General features: G+C 61.3%; 17 protein-coding genes. 6 read left to right on the top strand and 11 right to left on the bottom strand.

Annotation, left to right across the window (positions count from 1 at the left end; genetic code table 11):
- Positions 1-84: 84 nt before the first annotated feature.
- Positions 85-1,017 (bottom strand): DMT family transporter, encoded by a 933-nt coding sequence (locus tag MON38_RS01610; RefSeq protein ID WP_241934382.1) that lies wholly within the window; start codon positions 1,015-1,017, stop codon positions 85-87.
- A gap of 113 nt (positions 1,018-1,130) precedes the next feature.
- Here MON38_RS01610 and MON38_RS01605 point away from each other — a divergent pair, with 113 nt between their 5' ends.
- From MON38_RS01605 to MON38_RS01595, 3 genes are all read left to right on the top strand, one after another.
- A complete protein-coding gene (locus MON38_RS01605) occupies positions 1,131-2,459 on the top strand; it encodes a replication-associated recombination protein A (protein WP_241934381.1) in 1,329 nt (442 codons plus the stop codon).
- A gap of 197 nt (positions 2,460-2,656) precedes the next feature.
- Positions 2,657-4,429: a signal peptide peptidase SppA gene (sppA, locus tag MON38_RS01600; RefSeq protein WP_241934380.1), complete on the top strand. Its 1,773-nt coding sequence runs from the start codon at positions 2,657-2,659 to the stop codon at positions 4,427-4,429.
- A gap of 119 nt (positions 4,430-4,548) precedes the next feature.
- Entirely contained in the window at positions 4,549-5,370 is an 822-nt protein-coding gene (locus tag MON38_RS01595; RefSeq protein ID WP_241934379.1) for a purine-nucleoside phosphorylase, read from the top strand.
- Positions 5,371-5,474: 104 nt separating this feature from the next.
- Here MON38_RS01595 and MON38_RS01590 read toward each other — a convergent pair whose 3' ends face one another.
- From MON38_RS01590 to MON38_RS01570, 5 genes are all read right to left on the bottom strand, one after another.
- On the bottom strand, positions 5,475-5,909 hold the full coding sequence (locus tag MON38_RS01590) for a lipocalin family protein (RefSeq protein ID WP_241934378.1): 435 nt from the start codon (positions 5,907-5,909) through the stop codon (positions 5,475-5,477).
- Positions 5,910-6,002: 93 nt separating this feature from the next.
- Positions 6,003-6,863 carry a DUF4249 domain-containing protein gene (locus MON38_RS01585; RefSeq protein WP_241934377.1) on the bottom strand — a complete coding sequence of 287 codons (861 nt, stop codon included), beginning with the start codon at positions 6,861-6,863 and terminating at the stop codon, positions 6,003-6,005.
- A 69-nt stretch (positions 6,864-6,932) separates the two neighbouring features.
- A complete protein-coding gene (locus MON38_RS01580) occupies positions 6,933-9,290 on the bottom strand; it encodes a TonB-dependent receptor (protein WP_241934376.1) in 2,358 nt (785 codons plus the stop codon).
- A 78-nt stretch (positions 9,291-9,368) separates the two neighbouring features.
- The gene (trxA, locus tag MON38_RS01575; RefSeq protein ID WP_241934375.1) at positions 9,369-9,680 is read right to left on the bottom strand and encodes a thioredoxin; all 312 of its coding nucleotides are present in this window, start codon (positions 9,678-9,680) and stop codon (positions 9,369-9,371) included.
- 145 nt (positions 9,681-9,825) lie between these two features.
- The gene (locus tag MON38_RS01570; RefSeq protein WP_241934374.1) at positions 9,826-10,221 is read right to left on the bottom strand and encodes a hypothetical protein; all 396 of its coding nucleotides are present in this window, start codon (positions 10,219-10,221) and stop codon (positions 9,826-9,828) included.
- Between the two features lie 192 nt (positions 10,222-10,413).
- Between MON38_RS01570 and MON38_RS01565 the strand changes: the two genes are divergently transcribed.
- Positions 10,414-10,623: a hypothetical protein gene (locus tag MON38_RS01565; protein ID WP_241934373.1), complete on the top strand. Its 210-nt coding sequence runs from the start codon at positions 10,414-10,416 to the stop codon at positions 10,621-10,623.
- Entirely contained in the window at positions 10,613-11,671 is a 1,059-nt protein-coding gene (locus MON38_RS01560) for a DUF6687 family protein (RefSeq protein ID WP_241934372.1), read from the top strand. The genes MON38_RS01565 and MON38_RS01560 overlap by 11 nt, the downstream gene beginning before the upstream one ends.
- Before the next feature lie 3 nt (positions 11,672-11,674).
- Here MON38_RS01560 and MON38_RS01555 read toward each other — a convergent pair whose 3' ends face one another.
- From MON38_RS01555 to MON38_RS01535, 5 genes are all read right to left on the bottom strand, one after another.
- Positions 11,675-15,388 (bottom strand): AAA family ATPase, encoded by a 3,714-nt coding sequence (locus MON38_RS01555; RefSeq protein WP_241934371.1) that lies wholly within the window; start codon positions 15,386-15,388, stop codon positions 11,675-11,677.
- A 79-nt stretch (positions 15,389-15,467) separates the two neighbouring features.
- Positions 15,468-15,935, bottom strand: a complete 468-nt coding sequence (locus tag MON38_RS01550; protein ID WP_241934370.1) for a hypothetical protein — start codon at positions 15,933-15,935, stop codon at positions 15,468-15,470.
- A 109-nt stretch (positions 15,936-16,044) separates the two neighbouring features.
- Positions 16,045-17,301: an exonuclease subunit SbcD gene (gene sbcD, locus MON38_RS01545; protein WP_241934369.1), complete on the bottom strand. Its 1,257-nt coding sequence runs from the start codon at positions 17,299-17,301 to the stop codon at positions 16,045-16,047.
- Positions 17,302-17,395: 94 nt separating this feature from the next.
- A complete protein-coding gene (locus MON38_RS01540) occupies positions 17,396-18,022 on the bottom strand; it encodes a hypothetical protein (RefSeq protein WP_241934368.1) in 627 nt (208 codons plus the stop codon).
- Between the two features lie 103 nt (positions 18,023-18,125).
- Positions 18,126-19,505 (bottom strand): MBL fold metallo-hydrolase, encoded by a 1,380-nt coding sequence (locus tag MON38_RS01535; protein WP_241934367.1) that lies wholly within the window; start codon positions 19,503-19,505, stop codon positions 18,126-18,128.
- Positions 19,506-19,734: 229 nt separating this feature from the next.
- On the opposite strand from MON38_RS01535, the gene MON38_RS01530 reads away from it, so the two are divergent.
- Positions 19,735-21,021: a T9SS type A sorting domain-containing protein gene (locus tag MON38_RS01530; RefSeq protein ID WP_241934366.1), complete on the top strand. Its 1,287-nt coding sequence runs from the start codon at positions 19,735-19,737 to the stop codon at positions 21,019-21,021.
- Positions 21,022-21,072 lie beyond the last annotated feature (51 nt).

Raw genomic sequence — 21,072 nt, 5'->3', positions numbered from 1 at the left:
CATTGCTTTACCGCAACCAAAGTTTGAGCCAACGAGGATTTTATACATTTTTTGTACGAAACTTCGGAAATATTAGAGATAGTCTTAATCCCGCCCCGCTTCCGCCGCCACTGCCGGCCCCGCAGCAGCTTTCGGTTTCTGGCTCACCAGCCACACGCCCAAGAAGATGAGGGCTGCCTGCCCGGCCTTGTCCCAGGTGAGGTGGTCTTTGCCTATTGCCACGGCGATGAGCACGGCCAGCACCGGCTGCGGGTAGATGTACACGCCCAGCAGGGCAGGGGAGGCGTACTTCAGGGCCCAGTTATTTAGCAAATAGGCCAGGATGGTGAGGAAGACTATCATGTAGCCGATTTCGAGCCAGATGTAGAGCGGGAAGTGGGCGTAGTCGGCCGTCAGGGCATCGCGCCAGCCAAACGGCACCGCAATGAACGCGCCCACCAGAAACACCCGCGCCAGCACCGTGAAGGCGTGGTACTTGCGCATAAGCGGGGCCGACAGCACCAGATAAAGGCCAAACACCGTGGCATTAGCCAGAATGCATATGTTGCCCAGCGTGGCGTTGGGATATACCGCCGCCTGTGTGTTGCGCCCCAGAATGACCAAGCCCGCGCCAACCATGCCCACGATTATGCCTAGCAAGCGCTTGAGCGTAATTTTCTCCTTGAGCAGAATGGCGGAGGCGACGACAACTACAATGGGCGCAATGGTTTGTAGCAGCGAGGCGCTGATGGGCGAGGTCAGGTTCAGCCCCGAAAAAAACAGCAGTTGATTGATGGCAATGCCCAGAGCGCCGCAGGCCACGGAGCGCAGGTTGTCGGCTCGACCGACGATTTTATCCTGCGGGGCCACGAAGTATTTGATGACGGCGAAGAACAGCGCCGCCCCCAAAATGCGCAACGTTACGATGCCAAACGGCCCCATGTACTTCGGCATCACGTCTTTGGAAAGCGAATAGTTGGCCGCGTAGATGAGGGCAACGAAGAACAGGGCCGCGTGTACGCGGAGGGAATTGCGCATGAGAAGGGGGAAGACGGTCGGAGCGCGAAGTAGCGCGAACTTTGTAGCTCGCGTCCCTGAACGAGTCGTTGAAACGGCGCGGGGACGCGAACACAAAGTTCGCGCTACTTCTCATGACTTCCCTCTTCCCCGACGACGAACCCGCCGCCTTCACCCCGCCGCCCGCGCCCGGCCTCGACGCGCCGCTGGCCGAGCGCCAGCGCCCGCGCCGCTTGGCTGACTACGCCGGCCAGCAGCACCTGGTGGGCGAAACCGGCGTGCTGCGCCGCTACCTGAACTCCGGCCGGTTGCCCAGCCTGATACTGTGGGGCCCGCCTGGCGTGGGCAAAACCACCCTGGCGCACCTGCTGGCCTCGGAGCTAAAACAGCCGTTTTCGGCCCTGAGCGCCATCAACGCGGGGGTGAAAGACGTGCGTGACGTGATTGAAAAAGCCAAGCGGCAGCGCGGTACAGTGCTATTTATTGATGAAATCCACCGTTTCAGCAAAGCGCAGCAGGATGCGCTGCTCGGGGCGGTGGAGCACGGCACCGTGACGCTCATTGGCGCGACTACGGAGAATCCGTCGTTCGAAGTGATTCCGGCCTTGCTCTCGCGCTGCCAGGTGTATGTGCTGGAGGCGTTGAGCGCCGACACGCTGCGCGGCCTCGTGCAAAAGGCCCTGACTGAGGACGCGGCCATGCAGCAGAAAAAGGTGGTGCTGAAAGAGGACCACGCCCTGCTGGCCCTGAGCGGCGGCGATGCCCGCAAGCTGCTCAATCTCCTCGAAATTGTGGTGCAAAGCACGCCGCCCGACAAAAAAGGCGTTATCCAGATTACCGATGCGGTGGTGCAGCAGGTGGCCCAGCGCCCGTTGGCGCGTTACGACAAGGGCGGCGAGATGCACTACGACGTCATTTCGGCCTTCATCAAATCCATGCGCGGCTCCGACCCCAACGCCGCGCTCTACTACCTAGCCGTGATGCTGGAGGGCGGTGAGGACGTAAAATTTATCGCCCGCCGCATGCTCATTCTGGCTTCCGAAGACATCGGCAACGCCAACCCCAACGCCCTGATGCTGGCCACCAGCTGCTTCCAGGCCTGCACCGTCATCGGCCTGCCCGAGTCGGATTTGATTCTAGCCCAGACCGTCATTTACCTGGCTACGTCGCCCAAAAGCAACGCCGCCTACACGGCCATCCGGGCCGCCCAGGCCGAGGTGAAAGCCAACGGCGTGTACCCGGTGCCGGTGCCGCTGCGCAACGCCCCTACGCGCCTGATGAAACAGCTCGGCTACGGCAAGGAATACGCCTACTCGCACAACGGCGAGGGCAATTTCGAAGAACAGGAGTTTCTGCCCGATGCGCTGAGCGGCAAGCGGTTCTACGAGCCCGGCCATAATGCCAGCGAGGCCAAGATTCAGGAGCGGCTGCGCGGCTGGTGGGGCGAGAAGTACGGGTATTAAGCTGTCATGCTGAACGCAGTGAAGCATCTGGGGTAATTTGTCCAACGAATTACCCCAGATGCTTCACTGCGTTCAGCATGACAAACCCGCTGTAATGCTAACAATGCCTCAACGATAAACCGACTGCCTGCCCGCCCTTATTCCACCGATTCAGCCCCCGGGCCTACATTTACCTTCTCAACCTTTCAACTGCATTCATGCGTCAATTTTTCAAATTCGTGCTGGCCACCATCGTCGGGCTGGTTGCGTTTAGTTTTCTCGGGTTTCTGATTTTCGCGGGCATTATTGGCGCGGTGGCCAGTAGCGACGACAAGAAGGAAGTCGCCGCCAACTCCGTGCTGGAGCTCAAGCTGAACGAGCCGCTGACCGAGCGCGGCCGCGGCCGGGAGTTTGGCCCCTTCAGCGGTAGCGGCTCCACCGGGCTCATCGAAATCAAAGAAGCCATTAAGCGGGCCAAAACCGACGAAGATATCAAAGGCATTCTGCTGAACCTGGAGCTGGTGCAAGGCGGCATGGCCTCGCTGGAGGAAGTCCGCGACGCGCTGCTCGATTTCAAGAAGTCGGGCAAATTCGTGGTGGCCTACCACGAGGTGAGCTCCGAAAAGAGCTTCTACCTGTCGTCGGTCGCCAATGAGATTTACCTGCACCCGCAGGGCACGCTCGAATTCAACGGGCTGAGCTCGGAGGTGATGTTCTACAAGCGCCTGTTCGAGAAGGCCGGCATCGAGCCCTATATCTTCCGCGTGGGCTCGTTCAAGAGTGCCGTGGAGCCGTTTTTCCGCGAAAACTTCTCTGACTCGGCCCGTTACCAGACGGTGTCGTTCCTAAATTCCATCAACAACCACATGATTGGCCAGGTAGCCAAGTCGCGCGGCATTGCCCCGGCACGGCTGAAGGTGATTTCCGACTCGATGCTGGTGCACAACGCCCCCGATGCCCTGCGTCTAAAAATGGTGACCAAGCTCGGCTATTTCGATGAGGTGCAGGACTACATGCGCGGCAAGCTGGGCTTAGCCAAGGACAAAAAGCCCAACCTGGTGAGCCTCGACGATTACACCGACGGCGACAAGGCCGACGAAAAAGAAGGCAAGACCAGCGGCAACCGCATCGCCGTGATTTACGCCGAGGGCGACATCGTGAGCGGCAAAGGCTCCGACGACAACATCGGCAGCACTAAGTTTGCCGAAGCCATCCGCAAGGCCCGCCTCGACGACAAAGTGAAGGCCGTGGTGCTGCGCATCAACTCGCCCGGCGGCTCGTCGCTGGCTTCGGACATCATCTACCGCGAAGTGGTGCTAACCAAAAAGGTGAAGCCGATTATTGCCAGCATGAGCGACGTAGCGGCCTCAGGCGGCTACTACATTGCCATGGCCTGCGACACCATCGTGGCGCACTCCAACACCATCACGGGTTCCATCGGGGTATTTGGCGTGCTGCCCAACATCCAGCCGCTGCTGGCCGACAAGCTCGGCATCACCGTCGACCGCGTGACGACCGGCAAGTTTTCCGACCTGCCCACCATCACCCGCCCGCTCTCCGACTTCGAGAAGCGTACCCTGCAGGGCGAGGTCAATAACATCTACGCCGACTTCACCAGCAAAGCCGCGCTGGGCCGCCACATGCCCGTCGAGCGCCTGCGCCGTCTGGCCTCGGGCCGCGTCTGGAGCGGCCTCGAAGCCAAGGGCAACGGCCTCGTCGACGTGCTGGGCGACTACCAGGATGCCCTGAACATTGCCGCCGCCCGCGCCCACCTCAAAGCCGACGACTACCGCGTGCAGCGCCTGCCCCGCCAACGCTCGTCGTTCGAAGCGCTGCTGGCCCGCTTCGGCGGTGGCGACGATGCCGAGGTGAAAGCCCGCGCCATCAAGGCCGAGCTGGGGCCACTGTACCCGGCCTATGCCCAGTACCAGCAGCTGCTGCAGATGCGCGGCGTGCAGGCGAAGCTGCCGTACTCGCTCGAAATCAAGTAGCCATTCACAACCTTCTGTCATCCTGAGCTTGCGAAGGACCTTATCACGTTTGAGGAAGTTATTCCGACGTGATAAGGTCCTTCGCAAGCTCAGGATGACAGGTTTTAACCCCATTGCCTATGCTTTCCCAACTCCGCGAAGCCGCTTCCTACATCCAGGCCAGCTCCGCCAACTTCCAGCCCGCCATCGGCATCATTCTCGGCACCGGCCTCGGGGCGCTGGCCAAAGAGGTGGAAGTAGAACACGAAATCAACTACGCCGACATCCCGCACTTCCCGCTCAGCACCGTGGAGAGCCACGCCGGGCGGCTGCTGCTGGGCCGCATGGGCGGCAAAAAGGTGGCGGTGCTGCAAGGGCGCTTTCACTACTACGAGGGCTACACCATGCAGCAAGTGGCTATGCCCGTGCGAGTGCTGAAGCTGCTGGGCATCGGGCAATTGCTGGTGAGCAACGCGGCCGGCGGCCTGAACCCCGATTTCAATATTGCCGATTTGATGCTGATTGACGACCACATCAACCTGCAGCCCGGCAACCCGCTCATCGGCCCCAACCTCGACGAGCTGGGCCCGCGCTTCCCCGACATGTTTGCGCCCTACGATGCCGGCCTGCTGGCCCGCGCCGAAGCAGCGGCCCAGGCGCTGGGCCAGGCCGGCACCACCCGCCGCGGCGTGTACGCCAGCGTGCCCGGCCCCATGCTCGAAACCCCCGCCGAATACCGCTACCTGCGCACCATCGGGGCCGATGCCGTGGGCATGAGCACGGTGCCCGAAGTCATTGCCGCACGCCACCTGGATTTACCGGTGCTGGCCGTGTCGGTGATTACCGATTTGTGCGCGCCCGGGCACCTCAAGCCCGTGGTGCTGGCCGATATTTTCGCCGCTGCCGGCGCCGCCGAGCCGCGCCTCACCGCCCTGATTAAGAAAGTGGTGGAAGGCTTGTAGGGCTGGCTTCGGCCGGCGTGTTTGCGCATTGCTGGCGTGTGCCAGTGCATACAAAAGGCCCGGACAGTTCTGTCCGGGCCTTTTGTATGCACCAGCGATGCGGCTTACGGCTGGGCCGAAAACGTGCGCTCCTCCGTAAACCCGTTCTTGTTGATGAAGTTGTAGCGCAGCTCCTTTGCCGTGAGGACCGTCACCATGTAATCGGTGCTGGCCCCCTTGTTGTCGGTAAGGTGCAGCATCGCATTGTTGTTCATCAGCATCCAGGTACCGGGGTAAGTGCTGTTGTCGGCCAGAATTTTCTGGGTGTAGGTGCCATCGCTGCGGAAGGTGAGCGAGTACTGGTCTTTGATGCCCGCGCCGGTGCCAGTTACCTGGCCGCGCTCGGTAATCTGGTCGAGGCGCCAGCTGCCGGTGGTAATTTGCTGCGAGGCCGTGAGCGTCGTCGGCTGCGGCGTAACGGTGGTATCATCTTTTTCGCAGCTGCTGAGGCTGATGGTAGTCAGCGCCAGCGCAAGGAGGGTGTAGCGGAAGGAATTCATAGGAAAGGAAAAAGGGGTTGGGGTGAGTGATGACCGGTAGATGCACTGCCGGCCGCAAAGGTTGCCCGGGCGAACTGCTATTTTTTAGAAAGGCTATTTTACAATCTTCGTCGTCATCGTGCCGCTGAGCACCGTGAAGATGCCCACGCCGCCCTGCACGTTGCTATAGATGGCCGAAGGCTGCGCAAACGGGTTGCCGTTGGCCCCGCGCGCGTCGCGCACCGACTGCCGGAAGCGGTAGTAGGCAAAATCGGTGTGATAGAGCGTCGCCGTCACGGTATCGCCGGCGCTGAAACGGTAGCTGGTGCCGAGCACAAACGGCTGGCCGTTGAGCAGCCGGTCCTGTACCGACATGTCGACTTCCGGCGATTTCAGCAGGTTTTTGGCCGTGGGCGTGCCCTTGTGCAGCTGCAGGCGGTAGCAGTCGTCGGGCGTGGCCGGGTCGCGGAAATTGGTGAGGAAGTAAGCCTTGCGGTTCGTTCCGGTTTTGTCGTTGAACTTGTACTCCACCGAATCAATCGGAATCGGCGCCATCATCGTGGTAGTGCCCGTAATGTGGCGGCCCTGGGTGTCCTGTACATCAATCTTGAACACGTCGCCGGCCTTGGCCACCAGCCGGCTGCGGCCAATGTGCGAGTGGAATTTTTCGCCCGAAGTCGTGTCAGTCAGGGCCCTGTAATTGGGGTTGAAGGCCAGCGGCACCAGCGTACCATTGGGCATGGTCAGGGTCACCGTCACGTCGGTGGGCACCTGGGGCAGCACCGCCCCCAGGTAGGGCACCGAGGTAGTCACCGCCAGGCTGGGCACCTTGCCGGGCTCGAGGTAGCATTCCAGCACCAGCTCAGCTGAATAGCTGGGCAGCGGCACGTTGATGTCGTTCTGCAGCTTGCCACAGCCGGCCGCCAGGGCCAGCAGGAGCAGTAGGAGCGTGGCAGGTTTAAGTCGAGAAGGCATTGGTAAATCAGTTTTGGCGGTCATGCTGAGCGCAGTCGAAGCATGACGTTCTTAATACTTAACAAAGAATTAAAACCGGAAATTGTATGTGAGCGACGGGATGACCGGGAACAGCGACACCTGCTTGGCCGCGAAGCCCGTGGTGCGGTTGGTCGCCTTGTCGCGCACCGTGTCAAAAAACACGAAGTACGCGTTGCGGCGGTTGTAGGCATTATAAATGCTCAGCGTCAAGTCGTTGTTGCGGCGAGTGCCTACTTTATACACCGCGCCGAGGTCGAGCCGGTGGTAGGGGATGAGGCGGTAGGAGTTGCGGTCGGGGTAGATGGGTACCGGGCGCGGGTCGATGCCCACGCTCGAGCCCGGAATGTCCTGCACCCCAAAGCGGCCCAGCGGCAGCGTGGTCAGGTTGCCCGAGGTGTAAATGAAGCTGGCCGTGAGGCTGAGCCGGGGGTTAAGCTGGTGCATGACCACCACGGTCAGGTTGTGGCGGCGGTCGTAATTGGGATGGAAGTCGCGGCCATTGTTCACGCCGTTGGTGCCGTTCTGGGGCTGGAAGTTGCGCCAGCTCCAAGCCAGCGTGTAGCCAATCCAGCCGGTGGTGCGGCCGGTTTTCTTCTCTAAGTAAATTTCGTTGCCATAGGCCCAGCTTTTGCCAAAAATGAACTCCGCGTCCAAGTCTGGGTTGGCAAACAGCTGCGCGCCGTCGCGGAAATCAACCTGGTTCTGGCCCCACTTGTAATACAGCTCGTTGGTGAGCAGGTACTTACCGCCAAACAGCAAAAAGCTGCCCCCGCCGCTCACCTGTTGCGAGCGTTGCGGCTTCACGCGCAGCCGCGAGGGGTACCAGATATCCGTTGGCAGCGTCGCGCCTGAGTTCGTGACGAGGTGCACGTACTGGTACATCAGCGCGTAGTTCAGCTTGAAAGAGGTTTTCTCATTCAGCGAGTAGCGGGCGGCGGCGCGCGGCTCCAGGCCGCCGTACTGGTTGTCGCCGCTCCGGAAGCCCGTCAGCCGCAGGCCGCCCTCGAGCTGCAGCTTGTCGGTGGCCTTGTAGTTGTCGGAAGCGTACACGGCACCGTCGAGGCCGTAGTAGTTTACATCGGAGCCGAAATTCACACGGCCATCGCCGGAGTTGGCATCGAGCCGGCCCACGCCAAAGGTGTGCTGCGTGGCCGTGGCCCCAAACTTCACTTGGTGCCGGTCGTCGGGCGTGTACTCAAAATCGGTGCGCCCGGTGTAGTCGGTGATGCGCGAACCGAGCGTGAAGCTGAACTGGTCGAGCTTGTTGACGAGGCTGTATTTATAGTCCGAAACCGAGGCCGTGGTGTTCACGAACAGCTTGGGCGAAAACACGTGGTTCCAGCGCAGCGCGCCCAGCGTGTTGCCCCACTGAAAGCTGAAATTGAAGCCGCCGGTACTGCTGAAACCGAAGATATCGCGCCCCAGGTAGCCGGTCAGAAACAGCTGGTCCTTCTCGCCCAGCGTATAATTGGCCTTGGCGTTGAGGTCGTAGAAATAGTAGTCCGGAATCGGGCTGTAGTCTTCCTTGCCCTCGTTGCGCTTGTTGAGGGCGCGGGTGAAGATATCGAAATACGTGCGCCGCCCGCTCACGATGAACGAGCCCTTGCCCTTGTTGATGGGCCCTTCCAGCGTACCGCGCGACGAAATCAGCCCGATGCCGCCCGTGGCCACGTACTTCTGCCGGTCACCTTCGCGCAGCTTCACATCGACTACCGACGACAGCCGCCCGCCAAACTGCGCCGGAAAGCCCGACTTGTACAAGTCCACGCTCTGCACCGCATCGGAGTTGAACACTGAAAACAGCCCGAACAAGTGGTTGGGGTTGTACACCACCGTGTTATCGAGCAGCACCAGGTTCTGGTCCGATGAGCCGCCGCGCACGAACAGGCCGCTGGTGCCCTCGCCACCACTCTGCACGCCGGGCTTCAGCTGCAGCGTTTTCAGAATATCAACTTCGCCAAACAGCGCCGGCAGCAGCTTCGCTTCGCGAATGTTGAGGTGCTCGACGCCCATCTGGGTGGTTTTCAGCTTTTGCTCCAGGCTCACGCTGCCCGTTACCAGCACCTCGCCCAGCTCCTGGTTGTTTTCCTCCAAGTCGAAGCTCAGCCGCTGGCTTTTGGTCAGGTTGAGGTCGCGGGTAATGGTGCGGTAGCCGATGGACGTGACCACCAACTGCACCCGGCCGGCCGGCAGGCTCAGGCGGTAGTGGCCTACCGAGTCGGCCGCGGTGCCGGTGGCCAGGGCGGGCACCGCCACGCTGGCCCCGGGCAGGGTTTCGCCGTGCGCGCCGCGCACGGTGCCGCTCAGCGTAATGCGCGCAGCCTCCTGCGCCCGGCCGGGCACGGCATTCAATAAAACCAGAAGCGTAACAATCCAGAAACAGCGCGTCGTCAAACTAAAAACCATACAGCAGCGAACAGGGCGAGGCACAAAGGTAGCCCTCGCGCAACGCCGCCCCGGGCCGGATAGTTTGCGCCCGGTGCGCTATTGCTCCACAAAAGGGCGCAGGGCCTGGGCAATCTGGGGGGCGGGCACCACGCCCGCCTGCCGCCACACCGGCTGCCCCTTGTGGAACAGAATCAGCGTCGGGATGCTCTGCACGCGATACTGCTGGGCCACGGCCTGGTTCTTGTCCACGTCGATTTTGATGACGCGCAGCTTGCCGCCGTGCTGGGCCGCCACCTGTTCCAGAATGGGGGCCATGGTTTTGCAGGGGCCACACCAGGTGGCGTAGAAATCGACCAGCACGGGCATGCCGGGGCTGTCGATGAGCTCGGAAAAGGACTTGCGGGGCACGGGAAAAAGGAAAAAGGGCGAAAAAGAAGACGATTGCAGCCAGTTGCTGGCGCCCGCCAGCGGCCGGCTGCACCAAGAGAATACGGGAAAACGAAAAAGCCCGGCCAAGAGCCGGGCTTTTAACGAAAAAATACTGATGAGTTGCTTAGCGCTGCACCACCGAGATGTCGTTGCCAACCTCGGGGAAGACAAAATGCCCGCCCACGACCCGTGCTCCTTTCACGCGGCATTCCCAGGTATAGCGGCCCGGAATGGCCGAAGCTGCTTCGCCCGATTCGGCTTTGAAATACTCGGGGTCCGACGCTTCGGTGGGGAACAGCACATCGATGCCGGTTTGGCCCTTGGTCAGCTCCTTCACCAGGAAGTAGTCTTTGCCGGTGCGCTCGTTGTGCACGATGAAAGTAGCCGTGTAGGGGCCGAGCTGGCCGTACTTATCGAGCACCCCGAGCTTGATTTGCGCAGTGGTGCTCACCATCCAGGTCTGGGCCTTGGCAGTGGGGGCATTGCCGAGCAGAAGCAGCGCGAGTAAGAAACCGGCCATCGGCAATTTGCGAAGCAGGCAAGCAGGTACGAGTATCATCACAGGATAAAGGAAAAAATGTGGAAACTATTGTGAGAAAGTTGGTGCAAAATGTTGCCAGCGGCGCGCATTGCTTGCCAAGTTAACGCCACAAACCGGGTTTCACAAATAGCCGCTGGCCGACGTCAGGTAAATATTCCTTCCGGCAAATGCATGAAAGGCAATTTATTCGGCCAAAGCGAGAAAAAACTCGGCCGTAGCCCTGATAAGCACGAGCAACACAGCAAAACCGGCGGCCTGAAAGAACTGAAAGTTTTTGCATCCAGCGGCTTACTGCTGATGGCCGGGGCGGGAAAAACAGCGAAAGTGACCCGCAGTAGCACCTTTGTCAATTCGGCCGCAGCTTTGCGCCATGAACCGTGACTTCGTTCCTTTTGCTCAGCTTCGGCAGCAGCCTACTATCGTGGTCGATAGCGTGGGGCTGGGCGCAGTGCTCACCCTGGCCCACTGGCGCGGGGCCGCCACGCCCGCTCCGTTGCGTGACGATACCAGCGCCGGCTCGGCCCTGCGCGCCCTGCACCACCCCGCCACGCCGGGCCTCGAAGCTGGGACCGTAACGGCTAACCACTTCGACGTGGATGGCTTCGTGGGCGTGTGGGCGCTGCTGAACCCGGCGCTGGCGTTGCGCCACGAAGAATTGCTGCGCCTGGTGGCCGGGCTGGGCGATTTTCGGGAAATCGACTTTGCGCACCCGCTGGCCCGCCACGCGCTGCAGCTGGTGTGCTGGCTGAACGCCGAGGAAAAGGCTCGCTTCTATGAGCCTTTCGGCGCCCCGGCCCGGCGGCGGCGCGAGGATGAGGCTTCGGCCGAGAAGTTCGAGTGGTTTCTGCCCCGCTTCGCGTCCGTGCTCGAAAACCCCGAAAGCGGCCGCGCCGCCTGGCAGCCGGAGGTCGACCGTGTGCACGCCGCCGTGGCTCGGCTGCAAGCGCCGCCCACGCAGCGGCGGGTTTACCCGGAAATTGGCTTGGCCGTGGTCGAAACGCCCGCGCCGGCACCCTATTATGCCTTGTTCGGCCCCACGGCCGGCTCCGATATTGTGCTGAGTGTGTACGAAGGCCGGCGCTACGAGCTCGAATACAAATACACCACTTGGATTGACCTCGAAAGCCGCCCCACGCTGCCGCGCCTGAGCCTGGCCCCGCTGGCAGCCCGCCTGAATGCGCTGGAAACCAGCGGCCGCGTATGGGCCGCCGACGGCATTACCGACACTGGCCCGCTGCTGCGCCTCACCGGGAAGAAGCTCACCAAAGCCGAGCGCTACGCCGACCCCGACGGCCGGCCGATTTACGCCTCATCCATCGCGCCCGAGGTGCTGGAGCGGGAAGTGGTGGCGTTTTTTCGGACGGGCTACGCGGGCATTGTGGCAAAGAACTACTGGACCTGGGCCGAGGTAAAAGCATTCAGCCAATAGTCGCTACACCGCGCAGTCGGTTTCATCGCCGCGCAGGTCGACTACGTGCACGGTGCTGTTGCCGCCTGCGCCGGGCCGCACCCGAATCTGGGTGCCGATGCGCTCCTTGAGGTCGGACACGTGGGAGATGATGCCAATCATCTTGCCCGAGTGCTGGAGCTTTTCCAGCGCATCGAGGGCCGTGTTGAGGGCGTCGGGGTCGAGCGTACCAAAGCCTTCGTCGATAAACAGCGACTCGATGCGGGCCTTGTGGCCGGCTAGTTCGCTCAAACCCAGGGCCAGGGCCAGGCTCACCAGAAAGCTTTCGCCACCCGAAAGCGAGGCCATGGGGCGCACCGTGTCGGCCTGGTCGTGGTCGACTATTTGCAGCTCCAGGTTGCGGTTAGGCGTTTTCAGGATGGTGTAGCGGCCCGTGAGCTGACGCAAGCGCAGGTTGGCCAGCCGGGCCAGGTGCGTGAGCGTGAGGCCCTGGGCAAACTGGCTGAATTTGTCGCCCCGCGCCGAGCCAATTTGCTCGCTCAGGTCCTGCCAGCGTTGCTCTTCCTGCTGGCGGAGCGTCATTTCGTGCAGGCCGGCGGCCAGCAATTGGCGGGCATCGTCGTCCTGCTTCAACTGGTTGCCTACGGCTCCGAGCTTCTGCTGCAGAATGTCATCGGCTGCCGACAGCGCATTGAGCTGGGCCGTGAGTTCGGCGGCGGTGTGGGGCGTGAGGCCGGCCTCGGCGTGGTGGTGCAGCTCGGCGGTGAGGTCGGCAAGGCGGCGGGCGGTGGCAGCCTGGGCCGTGTGGTGGTCCTGGCGGCGGCGGGCGAGGCGTTCGGCTTCGGCGGCGGGCAGGAGCAGGGCCCGGGCTTCATCGGCCGTGGCAAAGCTGGCCGTAGCGAGGGCCGCCGTAAGCTCGGCCCGGCGGGCTTCGGCAGTGGCGTGCGATTGGTTCTGCTGCTGCTGAAGCTGCGTGAAAAGCGTGCGGTTCTTTGTGAGCGCCTGCTGGTGGGTATTCTGCTCGGCTTGAGCGTGTTGGTATGCCCGGGCCATTTCCTGGACCTGGCGTTGCAGCTGCGCCAATTCCCCGGCAGGGTCGAGGCCGCCGTAATCGGCCAGCCGGGCTTTTCGCTGCTGTTCCAAACCGGCTTGCTCGCTAGCCAGCGCCGCCGCGCTAGCCACGAGCAAGCGCTGCTGTTCGGCCAGCACCTGGCTTTGCGACTGCTGCTGCGCCTGCTGTCGGGTGATGTTGTCGTCGAGGGTTTTGAGAGCTTCGCGCTGGCTTACAAAGGCGCTGGCCCGCTCGCCAAGGGTGGCCAGCACCCCGTCGTAGGGCTGAGTCGGCGGTAGCACCAGGCCATGGGGCCGCAGCAGGCCCTGAATAACCTGGCGGTAATTGGCCGCCTGCTCGCGGTAGTCGGCCAGTTCGTTTTTCAGTTCAGCCAGTTTCAGCTGGGCGGTTTCGTGGCGTTGGCTGGCCAGCGCAGCCTCGCCACGGGCCCGAATGGCCGCGGTGCCCGCTTCGGTGTGCTGTTCCTTCAGCTCCGCCAACTGCTTATCCAAATCGGCCAACCGGCGGCAAGTGGCCGCGGCGGCGGCTTGGGCCGTGCGGGTTTCAGCCAGGCGCTGTTCGATGGCCATCGGGCTGGCTGGGTCAGGCAGGGCCGATGCCAGGCCAGTTGCCAGTTCAGCCGCCTGGGCCTGCGCCAGCGTTACGGCCTCGGCAGCCTCCTGGCGGCGCAGCAGCAGCTGTTGCTGCTCGGTTTGCTGGCGCACCAGGGCTTGGTCGGCGGTTCTTAGCTCGTGGTCTACCTGTGCGAGGTTGGCTTGCTGCTGCGTCACCCGCTGCTCTTGCTCGCCTGCTTCGGCAGTAAAATCGGCCGCGAAAGCGTGTTCCAGCGCGCCGCACAGCGGGCAGGGTTCGCCATCGCGCAGTTGGTGGCGGTGGGCGTTGAGGTCGGCCAGGGCCTGGTGGATGCGCAGCTCGCGCTGGTAGCTTTCCAGCAGGTGCTGGGCATCGTCGCGGCGCGTTTTGAGGTGGCCAAAATCAAGCTCCGCTCGTCGCAGCGATTCTGTCTGCGTGGCCTGTTGGTGGTCGATTTCCTGCACGCGGGCCTGTTGGGCCTGTGCGGTTTGGGCCAGGGGCAGCAGGCGCTGGCATAGGTAGAGTTGGGCCGTAAGTTCGGCCTCGCGCTGGGCGAGCGCGGCGGCGTCGGTGCCTTCGAGCAGGGCATCCCGCTCGGCTCGTGAGGGGCGGCCCTGCGCCACCAGCCGCTGCTGTTCGGCCAGGGCATCGGCTTCGGCGCGTTGCAGGCGCTTGAGGTCGTCGGAAGCCGTTTGTAAGGTTTTCAGGTGCTCTTCCTGCCGGGCTTCCAGCGCCCGTTGCGGCGTGGTCACGCCCTCCAGGTCCAGTAGCTGGCGCTTGATTTCGCCTAGCTCCAACGTCAGGTCATTCTCATGGTTGTGCGCCAGCAGCCAGGCCTCCAACGTGGCTTTCTGCTCAGCCAGCGCGGTGAGTTGCTGGTCCTGCTGCTGCCAGTTCTGTTGTTTCAGGCGGTGGCCCTCCTGGGCAGCCTCGTAGGTTTTTTCGCTTTTGGCGACCTGGGTTTCGGCGGCCGCCAGCGCGACATCGGTTTCGCGCGCTTTGGTCAGAATGGGGCGCAACCGGTTTTCGGTGGCCTCGGCCGTGGCGTGCGCTTGCTGCGCGGTGGCCACGGCGGCACTGGTAATCTCGGCGGCTTGTGCCAGCGTGGGGTGCGCTTGTTCCAGCGTCTGCAAGTCGTGGTCGAGGCGCTGCAATTCCTGCTCGGCGGCGGCCGCCAGGGCCAGAGGCTTGTCTACGGCCGCCGCGCGCAGGTGGCCCTCAAGCCGGGCAAACTCCGGTTGCAGGGCGTCATCGTCGCGGCGCAGGCGTTCGGCTTCTTGCTCCGCTTTGTGCAGCTGCTGGTCGAGTTGGTCGAGAATGGTGCGCCAGGTTAGGCAGATGGTCAGTTCCTGCTCTTCCTCGTGGTGCTGCTCGGTGGCTTCGTTCAATTCATCCAACTGCCGCTCCAGCCCGGCCCGCTCTTCCTCCGATAGCAGCCGGGTCGCGTCCAGCTTGGCGCGCAGCAGCTTGGTTTTCAGCTCCTCCTCCTTGGCTTTTTCAAACGCCGCCACGCTTAGCCGCGAGTAAATGCCCACGTTGGTCATCTTTTCGAGCAGGGCGCTGCGCTCCTTTTCCGGCGCGTGCAGGAAACGCGCAAACTTGCCCTGGCTCAGCAGCACCGACTGCTCGAACTGCCCAAAATCCAGCCCCGACAGCTCGCTCACGCGCGCCGGCACGGCCTCCTTGCCCGAAATCACGGCCACGCCCGAGGGGCTCATTACCAGCGTCATGGCGTCCTGGCCGAGGCCGCCTTTGTCGTCGCCCCGGGTCTTGCGCTTCACCTCCCAGCGCGCGCGGTAGCGCACGCGGCCCACGGTGCCGGTGTCGGGGTTGGTTTCGTGCACTTCGAATTCGACCTCCGAAAACGCGTCCTTGGCGTGGCGGCTCACCATTTCGCCCACCTGCCGGTCGTGGCGCGGCACCCGGCCGTAGAGGCCCACCGAAATAGCATCGAGCAACGTGCTTTTGCCCGCGCCGGTAGGCCCCGTAATGGCAAACAGCCCCGTATCAGCCAGGGGCGTTTCGTCGAAGCGAATCAGAAACGGACCGGGCAGCGAGTTCAGGTTAGCGAAGCGGACGCTGATAATTTTCATGGCCTAAAATTACGCCCGCCCCACCAGCAGAAAGCGGGCAAGGCGGGCGCGGAGTCAACTAAAATGCGGTAAAAACAGCCTACTTAGCGGGCACCGAAGCTGCCGCGCGCTGGCGGCGGGCATCCTCAGCCAGGTAAAAAGTGGCCTCCTGCTGGTAGGGCTGCAGGTCCCATTTCGACTGTGCGCGGGCCAGGCTCACGATGGCCGCCTGAAAAGCCGTGCGCTGCTCGGGCGTGCACAGTACGCTGGTCGAATCGGCCCGCAGGGCGGTGCGGAAGCGGTCGAGCTGGGTTTCGACCTCTCTGATTTCGGCCTCGCCCTTTTTGGGCAATTCTCCATCGGGCGTGCGCAGCACCGGGTACGACTGGCCCCGGTACTGTTCGATGGCCGCCTTGGGCGCATTCACCGCCTCTTTTTTGCGTGAGGCCATGCGGCCAATGTTAAAAGCGGCCACAACGCCGTTGGCAATTAAGGAGGCCTGGGCCTGCGCGTGGTCGGCAGCCGCTAGCGCCAGGAACAGCCCAAGCACGGGTAATTTTTTGTTCATTTTGGAAAGGAACTGAATAAAGAAAAAGGGGAATAAATGTTCTGCCAGCAAGCAGGTTGGTAAAGATAAGTGGTGGTGCTTCCCGCCAACTGGTTTGGTCGCCAGCCGCTTACTCATGGGTCGAGCCGACCGTGGGCTCGGCCTCGCTCAGCAACTGGCGCAGCTCGCCAAATGTGGCCGTGAGGGCCGCGGCGCGCTCGGGCGGCAGGCCCGCCACGCGCCGCCCAAATACCTCATCCACTGTCAGCTCGTGCAGCTGCGCCAGCGGCGCGATGTCGGCGGCCAGGTCGGGTTGCTCGGTGGCGCGCTGGTGGCGCACGCCGCGCGGGGCAATTACTTGCTGCTTTTGCAGTTGCAGCACGGCCTGCACGCGGCGCTGCACTTCGGCGGGCGTTTCGTCGGAGCGCACCAGCACGTCGGCCCAGGCCACCAGCGCGAAGGCCGAGTTATCGTAGGCCAGAATATCAGCTTCCACCTCGTCAAGCGTGCCGTGGAAGCGCTGCAGCCGCCGCGCCACCGGCACCGATAGGGGAGTAATGACGGGCGCGCCAGCTCCCTTAAACTCCAGCAGCAGCACTTGTTGCTTGTCGTCGGCCTCGGTGAAGGACAGCGGCACCGGCGAGCCCGAGTAACGAATGTGCTGGCGCCCGCCCACCACCTGCGGGCGGTGCAGGTGGCCCAGCGCCACGTAGTCGAACGCGGCCGGAAAATGCTCGGCCCCCACCAGCCCCAGCCCGCCAATGTGCACGTCGCGCTCGGCGCCTTCGCGGGCCTCGCCGCCGGCCGCGTAGAGGTGGCCGGTGGCCAGCACGGGCACGTCCTGCTCGCGCAGGCGGCGCACCACGTCCATTTCGGATAGCGCGGCATAATGCCCGGCAATGCTCTGGCGAATACGGATTTGGCGGTCGTCGGGGCTTTCGCCGGCCACGGCCAGCCGAATGTCGCGGTCGCGCAGGAAGGGCACGGCGCACACCACCAGGCCGGGCCGGCCGTCGGCGGCGTTCAGGTGCAGCACCTGTTCGGCGGGGTCGGCGGGCACGCCGCCCACCACGTGAATGCGCAGCTGCCGCAGCAAGCGCCGCGAGGCGTTGAGCATGGTAGGCGAGTCGTGGTTGCCGCCTACTACCACAATGTCGCGGCAGCCGGTGGCCTGCATCCGTACCAGAAAGGTGTAGTACTGCTCCTGCGCCGTATAGGAGGGCGACTGTGTATCGAAAATATCGCCGGCAATTACCAGTGTGTCAATGGCCTGGGCCTGCACCGTCAGGAGCAGCCAGTCGAGAAAAGCCTGCTGCTCGGTGGTGCGTTCCTGGCCGGTGAGGAAGTGCTGGCCAAGGTGCCAGTCGGCGGTGTGGAGAACGCGCATAGGGAGGAATGGACCTCAAAGATACTTTCAAGCTGGATGAAAGAGGTAGTCTCTACCAGTGAAACGGTATTGCACACATTTTTTTTCAGCTAACTCAGTACGACTGTTTTCCCGCTACTGAGTCAGGGAAACACTGCGGCCCAATTGCACCACCACCGTATTCCAAAACCAATTGCTTGTTGTAAATAATATAGGTGCAACTGCGCTGGTATTGCGTTAATAAGCTGTCAGCAATGGGGGCATCAAATAGGTTGTAAGAATATTTTCCCATTCCGCTTCTCTGAAATCCAACTTGGCAAGGCTCCCCGTTCCGCACAGATATACAATTAGCGTTATCAAGTGCTGTTTTCAATTTGCGTAAAGTGCCGCGGGTCCAGTTTAGTTCATGTAGCAACGAATCTGCCTGCCCCGAATCGATATTCAGGTCCCAGCTATTACGGTAAGCATCGTCGTGAATGACATGAAAATAAAACAGCTTGTCATTGCCGTCAAACTCAATATTTACAGACTTGTTTTTCGGCGTTATACGATTTATTAACCTCTTAACTTCACGAATTTCGGCACCTTTACTACGATAGTTATCGACCAGGTCCTGCTTTGAATAATAAGTGTCAAATGCTCCGCCGAAAGATGTTAAAGCATACGCCCAGAATCCCGCGAAAGCAATCAGAAATAGGCTAACGAATATGATGAACCACTTAATAATTGCTTGTAAAGTCATAATCTTCAACTAGGCATAGAAACCGTTGGATGACTGTTACACAAGAAGGGGGCCTAAAGCATTCGCCTCAAGCCCCCCTTGTATGTAGCAGCAACGCGCATACTCAATGCACCGCCTGCCGTTGGAAATCTGTCACAGCCTCGCCCAAATCGAGCACCTGCGCGCCGGGCAGCGCAGCCTGCACGATGCTGCTGCCCGCCGCCGAGCGGTAGCCGCCCGCGCAATGCACCAGAATGGGCTTGTCGGTGGGGATTTCGTGGGCCCGCTCGCGCAGCTCGGGCAGCGGAATCACCAGCGCATTGTCGAACACCGGGGTTTTGGCCTCGGTGCGGTTGCGGATGTCCACAATGGTGAACTGCTCGGGATGCTGACGCACGGCTACCACCTCCACGGCAGGTGCGGTTTCGGTTAGGGTGGCCGGGGCCAGCAGCGCGCCTTTGATATTGCCTTCGTAGCCAATTTTGGCGGTTTTGCGCACCACCGTGTCGAGCGCGATTTTGGTGTCGGCCAGCAAGTAGAACTTTTCCTTGGGGCCTACTACCGAGCCCAACCAGGTTTCAAACTTGCCGCCATCCTGCAGGTTGATGGCGCCGGGCAGGTGGCCGGCTCGGAATTTGGCGGCTGGGCGGGTATCGATGAGCAATACTCCGGGCTCCAGCGCGTCGGCGCTGCTCGGGTGCGGCACGGCCCGGATACTGTCTTCAAAGCTGGGGGCGCCCTGCTTGTTGAGCTGCACGTCGTGGCCGAAGTACTTGGGCACGAAGGGCTGGTCTTCGAGCAGCACCTTGATGAAGTCCTGCTCCGACATGGGCTGCAGGGCGTAGTTGGTTTTCAGCTCTTTGGCAATGGTCGAGTCGAGGTCGGGGCTAGTGGTTTTGCCGCAGAGCGAGCCGGGGCCGTGGGCGGGGTACACCTTGGTGCTGCCGGGCAGCGTCATCAGCTTGTTGCGGGTGCTTTGGTAGAGCTGAGCCGCCAGGGCCTCGCGCTGGTGGCCCCCCACGGCCTCTTCTTCGCGCAGGTCGGGCCGGCCTACGTCGCCCACAAACAGCGTGTCGCCGGTGAACACCGCCCGGCTCTGGGCCAGCTCATCGAGCAGCAGAATGCTGATGCTGTCGGGCGAATGGCCCGGCGTATTGATGGCGTGCAGCTCCACATTGCCGAGCTTGATGCGGTCGCCATCGTCGAAATTCTTGTGCGGGTATTTGGCCCCCACCAGCTTGCTGCAGTAGATGGTGGCCTCGGTTTCCTCGGCAATTTCCAGGTGCGACGACACAAAATCGGCGTGCGGGTGCGTTTCAATCACCGCCACGATGCGCGCCTCGTGTTCGTCGGCGAAATCGTAGTAGGGCTGGGGGTCGCGGCCCGGGTCGATGACGGCAATCTGGCGGCCGCAGCGCACGGCGTAGCTGGCGTGGGCCAGGCCCTTGTCGTAAAACTGCTGGATTTGCACGGCCGAGGCCGTGCTACTGGGGAGGGGAGGCATGAGATGAAAAGGGGGAAAGCAGGGGCAAAAGAGGATTGCGACCAGACTCAGATTACATCGGGAACAGGTCAAATATAAATGCTGGCCGGGAAGTAACCGTTCCTGGGGTTGATGCCAAGGCAAGCGAGCAATTTATTAATTACCTGATAATGATTTTGGTATTGCTCTGGTGTTTCATTTTGGTATGATTAGTTTAGGGTATTCAATGGTCCTCTCCAATTTCCAAATGATGCAAAAATTTTTACCAAAATTGCAACTGCTAACGAGCTTGTTAGTAGTTACTTACCACCCCGGGTGGGCACAGTCGCCCTGGGTGCCCGTGGCCGGCGCGCCGAATTATTTTAACGGTTTGCCTGCCGGGTCATTTCATATATCCGCTCCTGCGCCCAATGTGTTATGGGGCTCATTTCAAAGTGCGACGGTTCAAGGATATAATTTTCAGGATACCTTTCGTACCCTTGATAATGGGCAGTCTTGGGAGCAAAGTGGGAGCGGCATCGAATTATCAGCTCTGGATGCGCAAACAGCGTTTTTGATAGATGCGGCAGGGTTAAAGCGTACGATTACCGGACCACGAGGCTTTGTTTCCGTAGCGGGAGCTTTGCCAGCCAATACCCAACTTATCCATTTCTTCACCCTTGCTATCGGCGTTGCTGCAACAGCCGATTCTTATGGAATCCCTGGCCCCATATACCGTACTATCAACGGCGGGTCGACCTGGACATGGGCGGCAGCAGCACCGGCAACACCCGCTGGGGCATACAATGTTTACTTTCGTAAATGTGGCATTGGAAGTAGCTTGTGGCTGTCGACCAGTGGTGGCGACGTGTTGCACACAACCGATGCCGGGCTGACCTGGACTGCTACTGGTGGCGTGGGACAAGTGGCTTTTGAGGACGAGCAACATGGCTTGGCTTACAAACAATACCCTCAAGCCTTAGCACGAACGGTGGATGGCGGCCAAACCTGGATTCCAGTTCCCTTCAGTGGCCAGCCGTTATTCAATTCAATAACGGCCGTTCCGGGTTTAGCACACACTTATATTAGCGTCGGCTATACTTCCGGTTTCACCGATGTGGGCGTCTCCGCCATTTCACGCGACAATGGAACCAGTTGGCAACTGCTTGCCACCGACAACTTCGCGTTTAATGAAGTTATTGCAACCAGCCCCACACAGATATGGGCGTCCACGGTTTTCAATTACCGGTCGAATGCCCCATCTAATATGCTGTTGCGCTATAACGGCATGGCGCTGGCCAAAAAAAAGCAGGAAGGCACCACCGTTGCGGTGGCTGCTTACCCCAATCCGAGTACTGGTCAGACGCAGTTAATTGGGCCGCTGCAGGGCAGTGAAGAACTTCGGCTCTTCGATGGATTGGGCCACTTATGTCAGATTATGACCGTATCAGATTCCCATCGGACCGTCGATTTATCGAAGCAGCCCACGGGATTATATTACCTGACGCTTACTGCAGCCAACGGCACCGTAAGACGACTGCGGATAAACCGAGAATAGCAGCGCAAGCAAGTCCATCACGTTTGTTTGTCAATGCAAAAAGCCTCAACG

The organism is Hymenobacter cyanobacteriorum, from assembly GCF_022631375.1.
Lineage (GTDB): Bacteria > Bacteroidota > Bacteroidia > Cytophagales > Hymenobacteraceae > Hymenobacter > Hymenobacter cyanobacteriorum.
Note: the sequence above shows the minus strand (reverse complement) of the source record. Positions and strands in the feature narration are given on the sequence as shown.

Excerpts from the sequence above, each read along its gene's own strand:
- sbcD (WP_241934369.1), bottom strand. The coding sequence starts at position 17,301 with ATGCGCGTTCTCCACACCGCCGACTGGCACCTTGGCCAGCACTTCCTC.
- MON38_RS01535 (WP_241934367.1), bottom strand. The coding sequence starts at position 19,505 with ATGCCTCCCCTCCCCAGTAGCACGGCCTCGGCCGTGCAAATCCAGCAG.
- MON38_RS01595 (WP_241934379.1), top strand. The coding sequence starts at position 4,549 with ATGCTTTCCCAACTCCGCGAAGCCGCTTCCTACATCCAGGCCAGCTCC.
- MON38_RS01610 (WP_241934382.1), bottom strand. The coding sequence starts at position 1,017 with ATGCGCAATTCCCTCCGCGTACACGCGGCCCTGTTCTTCGTTGCCCTC.
- sppA (WP_241934380.1), top strand. The coding sequence starts at position 2,657 with ATGCGTCAATTTTTCAAATTCGTGCTGGCCACCATCGTCGGGCTGGTT.
- MON38_RS01605 (WP_241934381.1), top strand. The coding sequence starts at position 1,131 with ATGACTTCCCTCTTCCCCGACGACGAACCCGCCGCCTTCACCCCGCCG.
- MON38_RS01540 (WP_241934368.1), bottom strand. The coding sequence starts at position 18,022 with ATGACTTTACAAGCAATTATTAAGTGGTTCATCATATTCGTTAGCCTA.
- MON38_RS01555 (WP_241934371.1), bottom strand. The coding sequence starts at position 15,388 with ATGAAAATTATCAGCGTCCGCTTCGCTAACCTGAACTCGCTGCCCGGT.
- MON38_RS01560 (WP_241934372.1), top strand. The coding sequence starts at position 10,613 with ATGAACCGTGACTTCGTTCCTTTTGCTCAGCTTCGGCAGCAGCCTACT.
- MON38_RS01590 (WP_241934378.1), bottom strand. The coding sequence starts at position 5,909 with ATGAATTCCTTCCGCTACACCCTCCTTGCGCTGGCGCTGACTACCATC.
- MON38_RS01570 (WP_241934374.1), bottom strand. The coding sequence starts at position 10,221 with ATGGCCGGTTTCTTACTCGCGCTGCTTCTGCTCGGCAATGCCCCCACT.
- MON38_RS01585 (WP_241934377.1), bottom strand. The coding sequence starts at position 6,863 with ATGCCTTCTCGACTTAAACCTGCCACGCTCCTACTGCTCCTGCTGGCC.
- MON38_RS01580 (WP_241934376.1), bottom strand. The coding sequence starts at position 9,290 with ATGGTTTTTAGTTTGACGACGCGCTGTTTCTGGATTGTTACGCTTCTG.
- MON38_RS01565 (WP_241934373.1), top strand. The coding sequence starts at position 10,414 with ATGAAAGGCAATTTATTCGGCCAAAGCGAGAAAAAACTCGGCCGTAGC.
- MON38_RS01530 (WP_241934366.1), top strand. The coding sequence starts at position 19,735 with ATGCAAAAATTTTTACCAAAATTGCAACTGCTAACGAGCTTGTTAGTA.
- MON38_RS01550 (WP_241934370.1), bottom strand. The coding sequence starts at position 15,935 with ATGAACAAAAAATTACCCGTGCTTGGGCTGTTCCTGGCGCTAGCGGCT.